Consider the following 16386-nt stretch of genomic DNA (forward strand, 5'->3'; position numbering starts at 1 on the left):
GGCCTCGTGCGACCTCGTGCGGCTGCCGGACCGGACGGCTAACGGGCTCCCGGGCGGTTAGGGCCGGCCCATGCCGCGGTAGTTCCAACCGGCGCCCCGCCAGGCGGCCGGGTCGAGGACGTTGCGGCCGTCAATGATGTTCCGATCCGCAACGAGGGTCCCGGTGGCTTCCGGGTCGAGGGACCGGTATTCCTTCCACTCGGTCAGCAGCACCACGGCATGGGCCCCCAGCAGCGCATTCCCGGTGACGGGCTCGTAGTTCAGTTCGGGGAAGCGGCCCTTCGCGTTCTGCAGGGCCTGGGGGTCGGCCACGGTCACGGTGGCACCCTGGAGCTGCATCTGGGCCGCAGCGCTCAGGGCAGGGGAGTCGCGGACGTCGTCGCTCTCCGGCTTGAATGCGGCGCCCAGGATGGTCACCCGCTTGCCCAGCAGGGAGCCGCCGCAGATTTCGCGTGTCATTTCGACAACCTTGGAGCGGCGGCGCATATTGATGGCGTCCACCTCGCGCAGGAAGGTCAGTGCCTGGTCGGCACCCAGTTCCCCGGCCCGTGCCATGAACGCACGGATATCCTTGGGCAGGCAGCCGCCGCCGAACCCGACGCCGGCATTCAGGAAGCTCCGTCCGATGCGTTCGTCCATGCCGATGGCGTCGGCCAGGGCCGTGACATCCGCACCCGACGCCTCGCAGACCTCCGCCATGGCGTTGATGAAGCTGATCTTGGTGGCCAGGAAGGAATTGGCGGCGGTCTTGACCAGTTCGGCCGTGGCATAGTCCACCACCATGCGCGGGGTGCCGGCGGACAATGGGGTGGAATAAACCTCGTCCAGCGCCGCGACGGCGGCGGCTCCCGCCGCGTCGTCGGGAACACCGTAGACAAAGCGGTCAGGGGTTAACGTGTCCTGGACGGCGTGACCCTCGCGCAGGAATTCCGGATTCCAGGCCAGGATCGCTTCCGGCGCGGCTTCAGCCAGCTGATCGGCCAGCCGTGCGGCGGTGCCCACCGGGACGGTGGACTTGCCGGCCACTATGTTGCCGGGGGCCAGGTACGGCGCCAGGCCGGCGACTGCCGCGTCCACGTACCGCATGTCCGCGGCGTACTCGCCTTTGCGCTGGGGCGTGCCCACGCAGACGAAATGGACGTCAGCGCCGGCGGCGTCCGCCAGGTCGCTGCTGAACCTCAGGCGGCCACTCTCCAGCCCTTCCGCAAGGAGCTCAGGCAGGCGGGGCTCGAAGAACGGCGCCCGGCCCGCGGCGAGGTCCGCGATCCTTGCGGTGTCGACGTCGATCCCCACAACGTTATGTCCAAGCCGGGCCATGGAAACCGCGTGGACGGCGCCCAGATAGCCGCAGCCAATAACCGAGAGACGCACTGTTACCCCAAAGGTTCGATAGCGGAAGACGGCTACCAGCCTATCCCTTGAGCCGTGTGCGCACGGAACCCGGGACTGTTGGCTGCACGGGGCCGGTAGCCCTTGCTTTCTCCGGGTGGGCCGCCGAGAGCGGCAGCTGAACGGTTGGTTGGGGGGTGCGGCGAGCGATGGTTACGGAAGAAATCACCTACTGCATGCATTTCCGGTACTCACATAAACACTTGTTTTTCATAAAAGGGCACCCAACCACGCATTGCGGCTTCGAGTACTAAATGAAATTCAATCCATCGTTTAGGTCTCATCCGACTGCTAGTCTCCCCATGTGATTCCAACTAACCCAAAAATACTCATTGCGGGCTTGAATTACAGCCCTGAGCCATCCGGCAACGCGCCATATATCTCTGGGTTGGCTACCGGACTTTCCGATAAGGGTTACCGAGTAAGCGTACTTACGGGCTATCCGCATTACCCGGAGTGGCGGCGGCGCCCGGGATACAAGGGATGGAGTATCTCTGAAGCAATCGGGGGCGTATCCGTTCGACGGTTAAACCATCTCGTCCCTGCCAGGCCTCGGAGCTTCGCAAGGCTCGGTATGGAGCTTTCTTTTGGCCTTCGACTGGCCTTTGCACGCTGGGGCCCGCAGAGCGCGGTCATCCTCGTTAGCCCAGCCCTTTTCGCCACGGGGATCGCTCTGCTCCGAGCACGCATGGCCCCGGCCAAGCCCCCCGTCCTCATCTGGGTGCACGATCTCTACAGCCTGGGCATTACGGAGACCGGAACCTCCGGTTCCGCAGTCAGCAAGGTCATGGAATGGGTTGAATCGAAAATACTGCGATCAGCCGACCGTGTTGTGGTCGTTCATGAGCGCTTTCGCCATTACGTGACCGGGCAACTCGGAGTGGACCCCGACCGAGTGGAAGTCGTCCGTAACTGGACACACCTCAAGCCGTTTAACCTTGAGGACCGCGCTGCTTCCCGTGCCTCGTTCGGATGGTCGCCGGACGACGTGGTTGTCCTTCATGCAGGGAATATGGGCGCCAAACAGGGGCTGGAGAACGTGGTGGAGGCAGCCCGCGTTGCCTCTCGCGAGGGTAGTGCCGTCCGTTTCGTATTGGTCGGCGACGGCAACCAGCGGAGCCGGCTTGAACAACTCGCGCAGGGCGTTGGTCAGATCGAATTTGTGGATTCACTTCCCGGTAATCGATTCCAGGAAGCCCTCGCCGCGGCGGACGTCCTCCTGGTCAATGAACTGCCGGGCGTCCGGGAGATGTCCGTGCCCAGCAAATTGACGTCATATTTCAGCTCCGGTGTTCCCATACTGGCCGCTACCGACAAGGACAGCGTCACGGCCGAGGAAATCGCTACCGCGCAGGCGGGTATGCGAGTGGCTGCAGGGAGCCCGGTTGATCTTGTCCGCGGCGCAGAGGCAATGGCGGCGGACAAGGAACAAGGGCTCCGTTTTGCTGAAAACGGCCGCCGTTTTATGGAGACGACATTGTCTGAGGAGCACGCCGTCGCTAAGTATGGTTCGTATCTCATGCATCTCACTGCCCACCATCAAAAGGAACGCATTAAGTAATCGGGGGATTGTTTTGGTTAAGCGCGCACTCATTACAGGAATCACCGGGCAGGACGGCTCCTACCTTGCGGAGCTTCTGCTGAGGAAGGGATATGAGGTGCACGGGCTTATCCGCCGCGCCTCGACATTCAATACCTCCCGGGTGGACCACCTTTACGTGGATCCGCACGACCCGGAGGCAAAACTGTTCCTGCACTACGGAGACCTCAGCGACGGGTCGCGCCTGGCGACGCTGCTCGCCGGCCTGCGGCCGGATGAGGTCTACAACCTCGCCGCCCAGTCCCATGTCCGTGTGTCCTTTGACGAACCCGAACATACGGCGGACACCACGGGCATGGGTTCGGTTCGGCTCCTCGAGGCAGTGCGCCTCACTGGAATAGACACCAGGTATTACCAGGCATCCTCGTCGGAAATGTTCGGCGCTACTCCGCCGCCGCAGAACGAGGACACTCCGTTTTATCCACGGTCGCCGTACGGCGCCGCGAAGGTATACAGCTACTGGATCACGAAGAACTACCGCGAGGCCTATGGCATGTACGCGGTGAACGGAGTTCTTTTCAACCACGAATCCCCCCGCCGCGGCGAAACATTCGTCACCCGTAAGATTTCCCGCGCCGTAGCCGCCATCAAGGCCGGGCAGCAGCGGTATCTGTACATGGGTAACCTGGACGCCATCCGTGACTGGGGCTACGCCGCGGAATACGTGGAGGGCATGTGGCGCATGCTGCAGGCGGACGAGCCCGAGGATTTTGTGCTGGCCACCGGTGGAAACTACACCGTGAGGGACTTCCTCACCATCGCCTTCGAACACGCAGGGCTCGAATGGGAAGAACACGTGAAGTTCGATGAACGGTATCTTCGGCCCACGGAGGTTGACGCACTCGTTGGTGATGCCTCCAAGGCACAGGAGAAGCTTGGGTGGAAAGCCACGGTACATACTCCCGATCTCGCCCGCATCATGGTGGATGCTGACACCGAAATGCTCAAGCACTCGGGCCGTAATTGGGTCGATACCGTGAACCTCGAGTCTTGGAATGACTGACGTGGCGCAGCACTCAATGGCAGACAACACGGGCTTCGAGCCCGGCAAACTCGACCGCAACGCTCCCTTCTACGTCGCTGGACACCGTGGACTCGTAGGGTCGGCCATTTGGCGCAACCTCGAATCCGCAGGTTTCTCGAATCTCCTGGGCCGGACCTCCAGTGAACTGGATCTGAAGGATCGCCCGGCCGTCTTCGAATACTTTGCGGAGACCACGCCCCGCTATGTGGTCCTGGCGGCAGCGAAGGTGGGAGGCATCCTCGCCAACAATACGTACCCGGTGGACTTCCTGACCGAGAACCTGCAGATCCAGATCAATGTGCTGGATGCCGCACGCGAACAGGGCGTGGAACGTCTTCTTTTCCTGGGATCTTCCTGCATATACCCCAAGTTTGCCGAGCAGCCCATTTCGGAGGATTCGCTTCTGACGGGGCATCTCGAACCCACCAACGACGCATATGCGATCGCGAAGATCGCCGGAATCATGCACATCCAGGCCGTCCGCCGCCAGGACGGGCTGCCCTGGATTTCAGCGATGCCCACCAGCCTTTACGGCCCGGGGGATAACTTTTCGCCGGAAGGATCCCATGTCCTTCCGGCTCTCATCCGCCGCTATGACGAGGCAGCGCAACAGGGATTGAGCACCGTGACCAACTGGGGTACAGGTTCGCCCCGGCGTGAATTCCTGCATGTCGACGACATGGCAGCTGCCTGCCTCCACCTCTTGGAGCATTATGACGGACCGCAGCAGGTGAACGTGGGAACGGGATCAGACCTCACGATCAAGGAACTCGCCGAACTTGTCGCCGACGCCGTGGGCTACAACGGGTCCGTGGAGTGGGATGCCTCGAAACCCGACGGCACCCCGCAAAAGCTACTCGACGTCTCCAAGCTGGCTGCCACCGGCTGGACCGCACAGATCCCCTTCGAGGACGGCATTCGGGACACAGTGTCCTGGTATCGGAGCCATCTCACCTCACTGCGCGGCTAGGCTCGGCACGAACCTGCCAAAACCGGCGCGGTCCCCGGGACGGCCAGGACGGGTGACTTATGTCCGGCGAAGGTTAGTTTCCGGATCCGGGCAGCTCCACCCGGAACGTGCTCCCCGCACCGAGCTCCGAGCTGAACGAGATCCGCCCGCCGTGGGCTTCCACGATCGACTTGGTGATGACGAGTCCCAGGCCCACGCCCGGGATGGCCGCCTTCTTCACCTGGCCGGTGCGGAAGAACTTGGTGAACACGTCCCGCTGGTCGGCCTCGCTCATGCCGATACCGGTGTCCTCCACCTCCAGCACCAGGTTCCCTTCCTCCCTCCGGGAGCGAACGGTGACCTTGCCGCCGTCGGGGGAGTATTTGATGGCGTTGGAGAGCAGGTTGTCCAGCACCTGGGAGATCCGGGCCGGGTCCACCGACGCACGCAGTTCCGCTTCGCAGTCACAGCCGAGGTCCACGCCGATGGCGGTGGCTCTGGGCCGGGCGGAGTCCAAGGCCACACTCACCAATTCGGCGACATCGGTTTCGGAGCGTTGCAGGTGCATGGTTCCGGAGGCGGTGGTCAGCAGGTCGGCCACCAGCAGCAGCAGCCGCTCGGCGTTGCGCTGGGCCACCTGCAGGGCGTTCACGAGGTGCCCCGGAAGGCCGGCGGTCTCTTCGTCATCAACGACGAGGTCGAGGTAGCCGATGATCGAGGTCAGCGGGGTCCGCAGCTCGTGGGAGACACTGGAAACAAAATCCTCCCGGGCATTGAGTGCATTGACCATTTCCGTGACATCGCTGTAGGCCAGCACGGAGCCGGCGAATTCTCCCTGTTCGTGCATGGCACGGGCACAGACGGCGAGGGCACGCTGCCGCTCCCCGGTTCCAACCCAGACAATGACGTCCGAAAAAGATTCTTCGCGCATGGCCCGCTGCGAAGGCCTTTGCGCCAGGGGCACCGGCGTGAGCTGGTCCAGGCCGTAAATCCGGGCATCGCTGCCCGTGTCTGCTCCGTCGTGGAGACCGGCCAACGCATGGTTGATCCGCTGGCGGCTGTTCATCAGGATGGTCCGGCCCGCAGCATCCACCGCCATCACGCCCACATCGACCGTTTCCAGCACGGCGTCCAGCAACTGCGAGCGTCGGCGGGTCTCCCGCAGGCTGGCCTGCAGCTCGGTTTCAATCGCCACAAGCCGCTTCTGCTGGGACGTGGTATCCGATTCCATCGTCGAGATCACCACGCCCATGGCAAACATGACGAACGGGATGAGGAGGGGGGCCACCAGATCCTCCCGGGCGGGGAAACCGCCCGCCTGCGTGAACAGTGGTGCCCACAGCAGCATCGTGGTGCAGACATAGCTGAGTAGCCATGCCCTGCGCGGAGCAGCACCGGACCAGGCCATCCAGAAAACGGGGAAGACTGCCAGGAAACTAAGTCCGATCACTGAGTTGCGACCCTCGTAATAGAGGCCGCCCACAACAGCGAAGTCCAGGACGGGGATGCACCAATAGGCCAACGGGGGATACCGTTCCCACGGGACAACCACGCATGCCAAAGTCAGAGCGGCAAGGAGCACCAGTGCGAATTGAAAACTGTGGCTGCGTAATACATCCGGGGCCACCACGGCGGTAATCACGATCGCTATGCCAACCGATATCAGCAACGGCTGCTGGCTTACCAGCAGCCGGCGCCGAAGACTCAATTCATTAAACTGCGATTTGATACCAGGAAGCGTGGCCACTCGGTCTTTGAGACTGGACATGAAAAAAGGGAACCCCCGGATTCCTGTAGTGGTAGCTCAGAGTATAGGGGTGCTCCTGTAGGATACCGAGCAAGGGGAGCGGGGATTCAGAAGGTCTCGCAGGACAGGAAAAAACAAAAACATGGAAATTCAACGTGTAGCCGTCATCATCGAGGATGATGCAGATATCCGCGATCTTCTTAACGCAGTTCTGCAGCAATCAGGTTTCAACGTCTTTACTGCTCCGAACGGCTCCGAAGGTGTTGAGGCAGTGCGGCTGCATAATCCCACTGTCGTCACGTTGGACCTGGGTCTTCCGGACATTGACGGGTTTGAGGTAATCCGGCAGCTGCGGCAGTTCAGCGATGCCTACATCGTGATGCTCACCGCCCGGGCTGAGGAGCTCGACACCCTTATGGGGCTGGAAGCCGGCGCCGACGACTACATCACCAAGCCCTTCCGGCCCCGGGAACTGCGGGCCCGGATTTCAGCCATGCTCCGCCGTCCCCGTGGAGAGTCTGCAGGCGAAGGCGAGACGCCCGTGTCCGCTGATGCTCCTTCCTCCCTCGGCGGAAGCCAGGGAACCCCCTCCGCAGCAGCGGTGCAGCCTCCGGCTCCCGCAGCGGCCCCGGGCACGCTTGCCCACAACGGTTTGACCCTGAACCCGGGGACGCGCACCACCGAAATCAACGGCAAGGGCGTAGAGCTGACCCGCACCGAGTTCGACCTGTTGCAGGCGCTCCTTGAGGGCGGCCGCCTGGTACGGACTAAAACCGACCTGGTCCGGCGGCTGCGGGGCGAGGAGTATGACACCGGATCCTTCATCAGTGACGCCGATGAGCGGACCGTGGAAGTGCACGTGGGCAATTTGCGCCGCAAACTCGGGGACGATTCGAAGGCACCGCGCTGGCTCGAAACCGTACGCGGCGTCGGCTACCGCCTGGCTCCGCAGGCCTGACCGGCAGGGTCCCGGCCCTCGAGCCCACGGGCCCTCCGAGCCCACGGGCCCTGGGCCGGCGTGAGTACCGGCGGCGTTGCTAAGCGAGCGCCGGCACGCCGGCAGGGAGCTCGACGGTAAAGCTGGTGCCGCGGCCCAGCGTGCTCTCGACCCGGATGCTGCCGCCGTGGGCCTCGGCGATGTCCTTGCTGATGGCCATGCCGAGCCCGACTCCGGGGATGCCCGCCTGCCGAACCGTGCCGGTCCGGAAGAACTTCTCGAAGACATCATCCACATCGTCCGCGGTCATACCCATGCCCGTATCCGACACACGGAACACCGCACGGTCCCCTTCGCGCCACGCACTGACCGTGACCGTGCCGCCGTCGGGGGAGTATTTGACTGCGTTGGAAAGCAGGTTGTCCAGTACCTGCGCGATACGGTGCGGGTCCGCGAACATCGGGAGCTCCGCCGGGGCATCGTTGACCAGATCGACGCCGGCCTCCCGTGCACGGGTTTCCGCCGTGCGGAGGCTGTTGCGGATGATCTCCGCCAGGCACATGGGCCGGGATTCCAGCTGAACGGTGCCGGAGGCCGCTGTGAGCAGATCCGACACCAGCCGGAGCAGCCGCTCGCTGTTGCGCAGGGCCACCCGCATTGATCCGGGAATGGTGCCCTGCAGCCCGGTCTCTTCTGCCTCGTCCAGGGCCAGGTCCAGGTAGCCCATGATCGACGTCAGCGGAGTTCGCAGCTCGTGCGAGACACTGGCCACGAAGTCGTCCTTGGCGGCCAGCGCACCAACCATGGCCGTGACATCGGAGAAAACGATCACCGCACCGTTGAAACCGCCGTCGTCATTGCGCAGCACGGCCCCCGAGACGTTCATTGCCATCTGGCTGCCGGGCGGACCCAGCCACAGCTGCAGGTCGCTGAAGTCCGAGCCGCGCAGGGCGCGGGCAACGGGACGCTGGTCGAAGGGTACGGGAGTAGTGCGGTCAACTGTGTAGAGGAACAGGTCGCGTTCATGCGGGTGGACCGTGCCCGGGGGCAGTGCACGTTCCTGCAGCATCCGCTGGCGGCGGTTCATATGCCGCGGCACGCCGTCCTCGTCCACCAGGAGGACACCGACGTTGATGGCGTTCAGCACCCCGTCGAGCTGTTGGGATTGCCGTTTGCTCTCCGCCAGCGCGGCCTCGAGCAGCCGGTCCTTGTTCTCCAGCGTTTCGCGCTGGGAACGGATGTCTTCGCGCAGCACGGACACGGTGATCGCGACGCCAAGGCTGACCAGGGGAACGAGCAGGGGGGCGGAGAGGTCCGCACCGCTGACCGGACCGGACGTGCCCAGGATGAAGGGGTGCCATACGGACAGCAGGGGGCAGAAAAAGCTCAGGTACCGGGCGGCCGGCGGGGAGACGCGGGACCAGGACATCCAGAACACGGGAAACACGTGGAGGAGGCTCAGCCCGTTAAGGATGCCGGTGCTGCCGTGCTGGAGTTGGGCGATGGCCACGAAGTCAAGCAGCGGGATGATCCAGTAGGACGGATACCAGAGCCGGTTCCAGGGAAGGGCGATGCATACGGCGGTGGCAACGGCCAGCGTGACCAGGCCGGCCACGAATTCCCGGCGGTGGAAGACCTCCGGCAACTGCCAGGCGGCAACCGCGCAGATCAGCGCCACCACGACGACCAGCGGGGCCTGGCTCACTGCGGTCCGGTACCGCAGCGGAAGCTCGTGGAATTGGGACGAAATGCCGAAAAACTTCAGCGTCGACTGCGACAACCGCGACACGCGTGACCCCCTCGTAAAACACAACAGGGTCTAACGATACCGGTGGTATGTGGCAGGCGTGACCGCGCTCACTCCCATGGCACGGCGGTCGGGATGGTGGGAGCGGGACTTAGGCGGCGGAAAACAGGTCTGACTCGTTCAGATAGGCCATGGTTTCGGCGCCGCAGGTGCGGACAGCGGTCACCATCTCCTCGAGGCCCCGCAAATCGCGGCGTGCTACGAGGTCCTGCGCAGCAGCGCCAAGGGCCGAGAGCCGTTCAGCTCCGGCCATATGGCTGGAAATCTTGATGCTGAGGACCACATCCATGGCGGCGTCGAAGTCCCGGCCCTGCACCGCCTGGTGGAGGCGCGTGAACCGGCCCTCCCACATCGATGTGAAGTTGGCGACGAACCGGCGGCAGGATTCCACGCCAACCTGGTCGCTAAGTTCCCGCAGCCGGTCCAAGGAGATCAGCCGCGCCTCGAGTTCTTCCTGGGGCGTCATCAGCCGGCGCTCCTGAGTGGCAGGGCGGCATTCCGATTCCGCGGTAATACTCGTGCAGCGGCGGACCGGCGCGGTGGCCGGACCGGTGGGGGCTGCGGGGGCGTGAGAGACAAACAAAATATCCTTCGGTGTGGGGTCGCCGTCGGGCGGTTCGGTGCCTGATGGAAGCCAGCCGAATACTCCCGGCTGATGTCCTACGGTCTCACCCCAACCTCAGGAAAAGTTGCCTGCAACGCTCAAGATCGAGGCAATATTGCAGGCCGCCGGCTAATCACCCTTCCGGCTGCGGAAGGCATAGACCGCCAGCGTGCCGAGCGCCGCACCCAGCGAGTTGGCGATGACGTCGTGGACAGTGGCGTAGCGGGCCGGCAGGAACACGTGCTGCCCGGCTTCAATGGCGCAGGAGGCGGCCATGCCGACGACGGCGGCCAGCCAGGCGAAACGGTCGGTGAGGTAAGCGGCGGCCAAGACACCGAAGGGAATGAACAAGACCACGTTCGCGGCGGACTCCACGAGGGTGTAGTCGACCCATTCGGGCACGCCTCGGCTGTGCAGGGCAGTAAGGACGGCGCGGAGGGTGCCGGCCGATCCGGCGTCGACCGGGGAGGGCCAGAACGCGATGAGCGCCACGACCCCTATGTAGAGGAGGAAGAGCCCGGCCAGCAGCCGCCGTCGTCGTCTATCCCGGATGACCAGGTTCACCGGTAGCGGCGCTCCCAGGCGAGCAGCTCACCCACCGCCGGAGTCAGCTCGCGGACCATCTGCTGGTAGACGTCGTCGCTGCGGCGGTAGGGGTCCACTACGTCGTCTTCCTCCGGTCCCGCCGGATGGGCGCTGCGGAGCCGCAGCGCCCGGGCCATTGCCGTCTGCCACCGTTCGGCGGCCGGGGCATCGGGGTCCGCGTCGACCAGCGGGAGCAGGCGGGCCAGTTCGCGCAGCGTAAAGGTGCGCCGCAGCAACGCCGGGGCGAGGTCCACGATCCTGCTCCGGTGGGCCCGGGTCATGCCCAGCACGAGGTCCTGCCCCTCGAGAATCTCCGCAGAGAGCTGCCGTGCGGCGAAGCCGGCGGAGTCGCCGCCGAAAATGTTCACGAAACCGGCCACGTGCGGTTCGATGCCGGATCCGACCAGGGCGCCGGTGCCTGCGCTGGTGACTTCGAATTCACCGGGGGCAACGCTGTCCAGTCCGGCCTGGAGCAGGCGCTCGGCCATCGGGGAGCGGCAGATGTTGCCGGTGCAGACAGTCAGGATTCGGAACGGAGCAGCGGTGGGTCTCATGTCCTCAGGCTTCGGATAGGGCTGGTTCCCGGGCCGGATGCGGCCGGTTGTGCTGGTGTTGAGGTTACCTTGTGTGGCGCTTGAGCTTTGCCGGAATGTTGCATGAACCCTGTGTTTGGGCGGCGTTGTTTCTTGAGGGGAGGGCGGCAAAGTAATACCCAGCGGCGAGGAAAGCCTTCCGAGCCAAAAGACTTTCGAACAAGGGGAACAGCGTGAACAAGATGGCTAAGGGTGCACTGGCAATCGGTATCGGCTCGGCAATGCTGCTCGGCGGCGGCGGAACGCTCGCCGTCTGGAACGATTCCCAGACTGCGAACGCCGGCACCATCGTCTCCGGTGACCTTGACGTGACCGCCGCGCCGGGTAAGTGGACCAACAAGGCCGGTACCGAAATCGACATCACCAAGTACATGGTTGTACCGGGCGATGAACTGACCTTCACCCAGGATGTCAGCCTGCAGCTCGACGGTGACCAGATGAAGGCGACGCTGGTTATCAACGAGGACGTCAGCAACGGCTTCACGGGCAGCGCCAAGCCGGTTCCCACCCTGACCCAGGGCGGCAAGCCCCTGAACGCGGCGAACCTGACCGCCGCGAACGACGTCGACAGGGCGGGAGTGGTCACCGCCAAGGCCGTCTTCGTCTTCAACAAGGACACCGGCGCCCGCACGGACACCAACGTCAGCCTGGACCTCTCCCGCGTGAACTACGTCCTGACCCAGGTCGCCAAGTAGCATTCCCTAAGCCCCTTGTTCTCACCCCGGTTGTGCGCGGAACACCTGTCCCGCGCACAACCGTTCCCCTGGAGGAAAAAATCCGTGAAGAGCTCCCGAGTACTGAAGGCAGCCGGCCTGATTCTGGCCGCTGTGGTACTCGGACTGATGACGGTCCAGGGAAGCTATGCCCTGTGGAACGCCGCCGCACAGCAGAACGCCGGCACCGTCCAGGCCGCCGATTTCAACATCCTGGTGAATGAAGCCAACATGGCCCAGACACCGACCCTGTCGTTGGACGTTGCTGGATTGCACCGCGGAGTACCAAAATTCACCGCAGTGAAGGTGACCAACAACACCAACGTCACCGCGCAGTCCCCGCTGGTCCTGCAGCCCGCCGTTTCGCTCCCGGTACCCGGCAGCCTGCTCAACGGCAACCTGACTGTGCACACCGCGGTTGTCCGGGGATCGGCGATCTGCACCGCCAACCTGGCCTACCAGGCCGGAACCCCGGTTCTTCCGGTCCTGGCCACCGGAACCACCCAGACCATTTGCTTCAAGGTAGAAGTCAAGCAAAACACCCCGGCAAACCAGCTCGGAACGCCGATCAGCATCCCGGTAAACCTCAGTGTGGCGCAGCTTGCGCCGGCAGCTTAGTTGATGGATAGGAAAACCATGTCGAGTGGCCGCAGGACAGCAGAGAAGCCCGCCAGCCCGCTGCGTTTCATCGGAACCGGTCTGAGCTACATCGCCCTGTGCGCCACGGCCCTCGTTGCCCTGGTCCTTGTAGTCATTCCCCTCGTGACCGGCTCGCAGACCTTCAGCGTCCTGACCAGCTCCATGGCTCCGCACTACGCCCCCGGCACCTTCCTGGTCGTCAAGCCCACCCCGTTCGAGGAACTGCGCGTAGGTGACGTGATCACCTACCAGATCGAGTCCGGCAGCTCTGCCGTCATCACCCACCGGATCACGTCCGTGGGCACCGCGCAGGACGGCGAACGCACCCTGATCACCAAGGGCGACAACAATGACGTTGCCGACGCAGAGCCTGTGCGCGAAGTCCAGGTCCGCGGCAAGCTTTTCTACGCCGTACCGTTTGTAGGTTTTGCCGCCAATGCCCTGGGTAACTCGGACCGCGGAGCGGCACTCCAATGGGGTGCTGTCGCACTCATGGGCTACGGGATCATCTCCATGGTCCGCGGCGCGCTGGCCAAGAAACGCGGTGACGGGGAAACCCCGCAGGCAGACAACGACGATCCGGATAATGGTTCCACCGACGACGGCGCGGACCCGTTCTTCGCCTTCCGCACCCAGGACCCGCTGGATCATGACGATCCCGTCCTGGAAGAGTGCGAGCACTGCAACCACGACAGCGCCCACCCGCATGTCCGCAGCCACCGGAAGCCCGTAGCCGTCTAATGCGGATTCCCAAACCGGTGAGGCACTGGCTGACGGTTGGTGCCGTGTGCGGAGCCGCGGCGACCATCACCCTCGCCGGTATCCCTGCCGCTTCCGCATCCGGAAGCTACCTCAGCTTCAGCCCCGACGGCGTCGGCTTCAGCCCAACACTGACCCGGCCCGTCTTCAACCAGGCGGTTCAACTGGTCCCGGGAGCATCCACGGGGGGCAGCGTGTGGGTGCGGAACGACGGCACCGAGGCAGCCTATCTCTCCGCCGGCGCCGTCAGCGCCGCCATGGACCCGGAGCTGTCGGGCCTGGTCAGCGTGAGCGGATCGGCCGGTGCCGCAGGCGGCGTGCCGGCATACCTCGGCGCTCCCGGAGCATGCAGTGACCTTTACCGGGGCTGGGAACTGGGCGCGGGTGACGCCGTCCTCGTGCAGCTCACGGCAGGCCTTGCCGCGGAAGCTCCCAACGCGGCCATGAAACGCAGTGCCCGGTTCGACGTCGTGTTTTACCTGCAGTCCACGGACGGTGCAGGCACCGGACCCAGCGCCTGCGAGGCGCTGGGGAACAACGGCCACACCGGCGACACGCCGCCGGCGGATCCGGGGACACCCAATGCCGAAGTCCCCGGAAACGGAAACTCCTCGGATGACACCCGGAACACCGGGACCGCGGGCCAGCAGGCTGGCCAGGAGCGGCCGGCGGCAGCCACGGTCCAGGGCACTGCGCCAACCGACGGCACAGCGGTGCTGGCCGCTTTCCCGGCTGCCCCCGCGCAGGCACAGGACCCGGACGCGCGCTTCAACACCCAGGTCCCGCCGGCGGAAACCGGACGATTGGAAGCGGCTTCGCCCGCGTCGTTCGAAAGCACCGTCGAACCCATCATCCGTTCGCTCTCCGGTACGCTCCTGATAGTGCTGTCGGTGGCGTTCTTCGCCGCCGCCGGAATCCGACTACGAAGCAGGAGCCGATGAGCAGGAAAACGCAGCAGGGGGCTGCGGCGGGCACCGACGCCGTGACGGAGACCCGTCCGGGCCCGTTGAGGCGGCTTCGTGCCCAGCCGGGTTTCCGGACCGCTGCGGTGGTCTTTGTGCTCACGGTGGTTCTGGGCCTGGGCGGTCCCGCCGCGTATGCGTACTGGAGCCAGTCGACTGCAGTGACCATCTCAGGGCTCCCGACCGCAAAGGTTCAAACGCCCGCCGCTCCCGTTTGCACCACTCGGGTTTTGGCCAACGAGATCAGCTGGACCGCCGTAACGGACGTGGACTCCGACGTGGTCTATGTGCTGTCCTTCGCCGTCAATGGGCGCACCAAGACCTACGCGGTTCCGCGCAGCACTACTATGGTCAAGCCCGTATACCTCAGCGGTCTGAGCGACGCGCTGGGCAGGACCCCCTATGACAAGGTGTCCCTGACAGTCACGCTGCGGACAGCCACGGTCAAAAAGGATGTCCCGTCAGTGACGCCCATCAGCGAGGGCGATGTCCTGTCCGCTTCCCAGGCGTCCACGCTCCCGATGTTCTATTACTCGCCGCCGGGACTGCTGGCCTACCCCTGCTCGCGCTAGTTCTCCCGGTCCTCGTACACGTCCGGGATGCCGTCCTGGTCATCGTCGCGCCGGTCTTCAGCTTCGATGAGCCGGTAGCGCCGGTTCCGGGCGGTCAGCAGGGCTGAAGCCAGCAGGGCTGCCAGCACGGAGGCCACGAGGATGCCGACCTTGGCGTCGTCGTTGTGCAGCGAGCCGACCTCGAAGCTCAGGTCATTGACCAGCAGGGAGACGGTGAAGCCGATCCCGCCCAGGATGCCGATGCCTGCCAGATCAATCCAGCGCACATCCGGGTCGAGCTTTGCCCGTGTGCCTGCGGTCACCGCCCACGTGGTGAGCAGGATGCCGACGGGCTTGCCTGCAACGAGGCCCAGGATAATTCCGATGGCAACGGGATCAGTGACCACCGAGGCCACGCCGCTCCAGCCGCCCAGAGCCACGCCGGCGGAAAAGAAGGCAAAGACCGGAACGGCAAAGCCGGTGGAGACGGGCCGGAAGCGGTGCTCGAAGATTTCCGAGAGGCCGGGGGCCTCAGGGTCAGCGGGCAGTTTCTGCCGGTCCGGTCCGCGGCGCAGCACCGGAACGGCAAAGCCCAGCAGCACCCCGGCCACGGTGGCGTGCACGCCGGAAGCGTGCATCAGCGCCCAGGTGGCGACACCCAGGGGCAGCAGGATCACCCAGGCGGGCCAGCGCCGGGTGCCGAAGAAGCGCGGGACGCGCTGGACCAGCAGCGTGAACGCGGCCAGCGGCAGCAGCATCCACAGCAGGTAGCTAAGGTGCACGTCTTCGGAGTAGAAGAAGGCAATGATGGCGATGGCGATGAGGTCATCCACCACGGCGAGGGTCAGCAGGAAGATGCGCAGCGCGCTGGGCAGGTGCGAACTGATGACCGCCAGGACTGCCAGGGCGAAGGCAATATCGGTGGCGGTGGGGATGGCCCAGCCCCGCAGGCCGTCCGAACCGGAAATCAGGTTGACGGCAACGTACACCAGTGCGGGCACGATAACGCCGCCCACCGCTGCCGCTATCGGGACGATCGCCTGTCTGAGGTCCCTCAGGTCCCCGGCAATGAATTCTTTCTTCAGCTCGAGGCCGACCAGGAAGAAGAAGATGGCCAGCAGCCCGTCGGCCGCCCAGGTGCCGATGCTCAGCTTGAGGTGCCACGGCTCGTAGCCGATTTCGAAGTCACGCACCGCAAAGTAGGTATCCGCGGCCGGAGAGTTGGCCCAGATCAGGGCTGCGATGGTGGCGATCAGCAGCAGGACGCCGCCCACTGTTTCCTGACGGAGGATCTCGCCGATGCGAAGTGTCTCTCCGTAGCTGCGCCTGCCCAGGACTGTGTGCGCGCCAGTGGGCTTGGGGGAGGAGGGCTCAGAGGCCATGAAAGGTTCCAATCAGATTCGGGTACGGCAAAGTTATTGCCGACCAGACTTCCCGGCGCACCGTGTACCAGTCTAACTGCATCAGCCAGGCAGCGTGTGATGAGGGACGAACCGGGCAGCAAAACGCCCCGGCAGGAAAGCTGCC

General features: G+C 64.5%; 16 protein-coding genes. 9 read left to right on the plus strand and 7 right to left on the minus strand.

The features are described 5' to 3' along the window. Positions 1-57: 57 nt before the first annotated feature. The gene (locus N2L00_RS04595) at positions 58-1371 is read right to left on the minus strand and encodes a UDP-glucose/GDP-mannose dehydrogenase family protein (protein WP_255767041.1); all 1314 of its coding nucleotides are present in this window, start codon (positions 1369-1371) and stop codon (positions 58-60) included. 322 nt (positions 1372-1693) lie between these two features. Between N2L00_RS04595 and N2L00_RS04600 the strand changes: the two genes are divergently transcribed. Genes N2L00_RS04600 through N2L00_RS04610 form a run of 3 tightly spaced genes read left to right on the plus strand, consistent with a single transcriptional unit; the run spans position 1694 to position 4983 of the window. Next, positions 1694-2950: a glycosyltransferase family 4 protein gene (locus N2L00_RS04600; protein ID WP_255767042.1), complete on the plus strand. Its 1257-nt coding sequence runs from the start codon at positions 1694-1696 to the stop codon at positions 2948-2950. A 13-nt stretch (positions 2951-2963) separates the two neighbouring features. Further along, the gene (gene gmd, locus N2L00_RS04605) at positions 2964-3992 is read left to right on the plus strand and encodes a GDP-mannose 4,6-dehydratase (protein WP_255767043.1); all 1029 of its coding nucleotides are present in this window, start codon (positions 2964-2966) and stop codon (positions 3990-3992) included. A 16-nt stretch (positions 3993-4008) separates the two neighbouring features. Further along, the gene (locus N2L00_RS04610) at positions 4009-4983 is read left to right on the plus strand and encodes a GDP-L-fucose synthase (protein ID WP_255767268.1); all 975 of its coding nucleotides are present in this window, start codon (positions 4009-4011) and stop codon (positions 4981-4983) included. A gap of 73 nt (positions 4984-5056) precedes the next feature. On the opposite strand, the gene N2L00_RS04615 is transcribed toward N2L00_RS04610, so the two are convergent. Further along, positions 5057-6670, minus strand: coding sequence for a cell wall metabolism sensor histidine kinase WalK (locus tag N2L00_RS04615; protein ID WP_255767044.1), 1614 nt, complete (start codon positions 6668-6670; stop codon positions 5057-5059). A gap of 181 nt (positions 6671-6851) precedes the next feature. Here N2L00_RS04615 and N2L00_RS04620 point away from each other — a divergent pair, with 181 nt between their 5' ends. Beyond that, a complete protein-coding gene (locus N2L00_RS04620) occupies positions 6852-7667 on the plus strand; it encodes a response regulator transcription factor (protein WP_255767045.1) in 816 nt (271 codons plus the stop codon). A 79-nt stretch (positions 7668-7746) separates the two neighbouring features. On the opposite strand, the gene N2L00_RS04625 is transcribed toward N2L00_RS04620, so the two are convergent. The 4 genes from N2L00_RS04625 to N2L00_RS04640 form a co-directional block, all read right to left on the minus strand. After that, complete coding sequence (locus tag N2L00_RS04625; protein ID WP_255767046.1) at positions 7747-9435, minus strand: cell wall metabolism sensor histidine kinase WalK; 1689 nt, start codon at positions 9433-9435, stop codon at positions 7747-7749. A gap of 109 nt (positions 9436-9544) precedes the next feature. Next, positions 9545-9919 (minus strand): Hpt domain-containing protein, encoded by a 375-nt coding sequence (locus N2L00_RS04630; RefSeq protein WP_255767047.1) that lies wholly within the window; start codon positions 9917-9919, stop codon positions 9545-9547. Positions 9920-10186: 267 nt separating this feature from the next. Further along, positions 10187-10621 carry a VanZ family protein gene (locus N2L00_RS04635; protein WP_255767048.1) on the minus strand — a complete coding sequence of 145 codons (435 nt, stop codon included), beginning with the start codon at positions 10619-10621 and terminating at the stop codon, positions 10187-10189. Next, positions 10618-11196 carry a low molecular weight phosphatase family protein gene (locus N2L00_RS04640; RefSeq protein ID WP_255767049.1) on the minus strand — a complete coding sequence of 193 codons (579 nt, stop codon included), beginning with the start codon at positions 11194-11196 and terminating at the stop codon, positions 10618-10620. Before N2L00_RS04640 ends, N2L00_RS04635 begins: the two co-directional genes overlap by 4 nt. A 221-nt stretch (positions 11197-11417) precedes the next feature. Here N2L00_RS04640 and N2L00_RS04645 point away from each other — a divergent pair, with 221 nt between their 5' ends. From N2L00_RS04645 to N2L00_RS04665, 5 genes are all read left to right on the plus strand, one after another. Further along, positions 11418-11930, plus strand: a complete 513-nt coding sequence (locus tag N2L00_RS04645; protein WP_255767269.1) for an alternate-type signal peptide domain-containing protein — start codon at positions 11418-11420, stop codon at positions 11928-11930. Positions 11931-12014: 84 nt separating this feature from the next. Next, the gene (locus N2L00_RS04650) at positions 12015-12566 is read left to right on the plus strand and encodes a hypothetical protein (RefSeq protein ID WP_255767050.1); all 552 of its coding nucleotides are present in this window, start codon (positions 12015-12017) and stop codon (positions 12564-12566) included. Between the two features lie 18 nt (positions 12567-12584). Next, positions 12585-13328, plus strand: a complete 744-nt coding sequence (locus N2L00_RS04655) for a signal peptidase I (RefSeq protein ID WP_255767051.1) — start codon at positions 12585-12587, stop codon at positions 13326-13328. Further along, the gene (locus N2L00_RS04660; protein WP_255767052.1) at positions 13328-14287 is read left to right on the plus strand and encodes a hypothetical protein; all 960 of its coding nucleotides are present in this window, start codon (positions 13328-13330) and stop codon (positions 14285-14287) included. The genes N2L00_RS04655 and N2L00_RS04660 overlap by 1 nt, the downstream gene beginning before the upstream one ends. Beyond that, positions 14284-14880 carry a hypothetical protein gene (locus tag N2L00_RS04665; protein ID WP_255767054.1) on the plus strand — a complete coding sequence of 199 codons (597 nt, stop codon included), beginning with the start codon at positions 14284-14286 and terminating at the stop codon, positions 14878-14880. The genes N2L00_RS04660 and N2L00_RS04665 overlap by 4 nt, the downstream gene beginning before the upstream one ends. Here N2L00_RS04665 and nhaA read toward each other — a convergent pair. Next, positions 14877-16241 carry a Na+/H+ antiporter NhaA gene (nhaA, locus tag N2L00_RS04670; protein ID WP_255767055.1) on the minus strand — a complete coding sequence of 455 codons (1365 nt, stop codon included), beginning with the start codon at positions 16239-16241 and terminating at the stop codon, positions 14877-14879. The genes N2L00_RS04665 and nhaA overlap by 4 nt on opposite strands. Positions 16242-16386: the final 145 nt, after the last annotated feature.

It is taken from the genome of Arthrobacter sp. zg-Y1171 (assembly GCF_025244845.1).
In the GTDB taxonomy this organism is placed as follows: domain Bacteria; phylum Actinomycetota; class Actinomycetes; order Actinomycetales; family Micrococcaceae; genus Arthrobacter_B.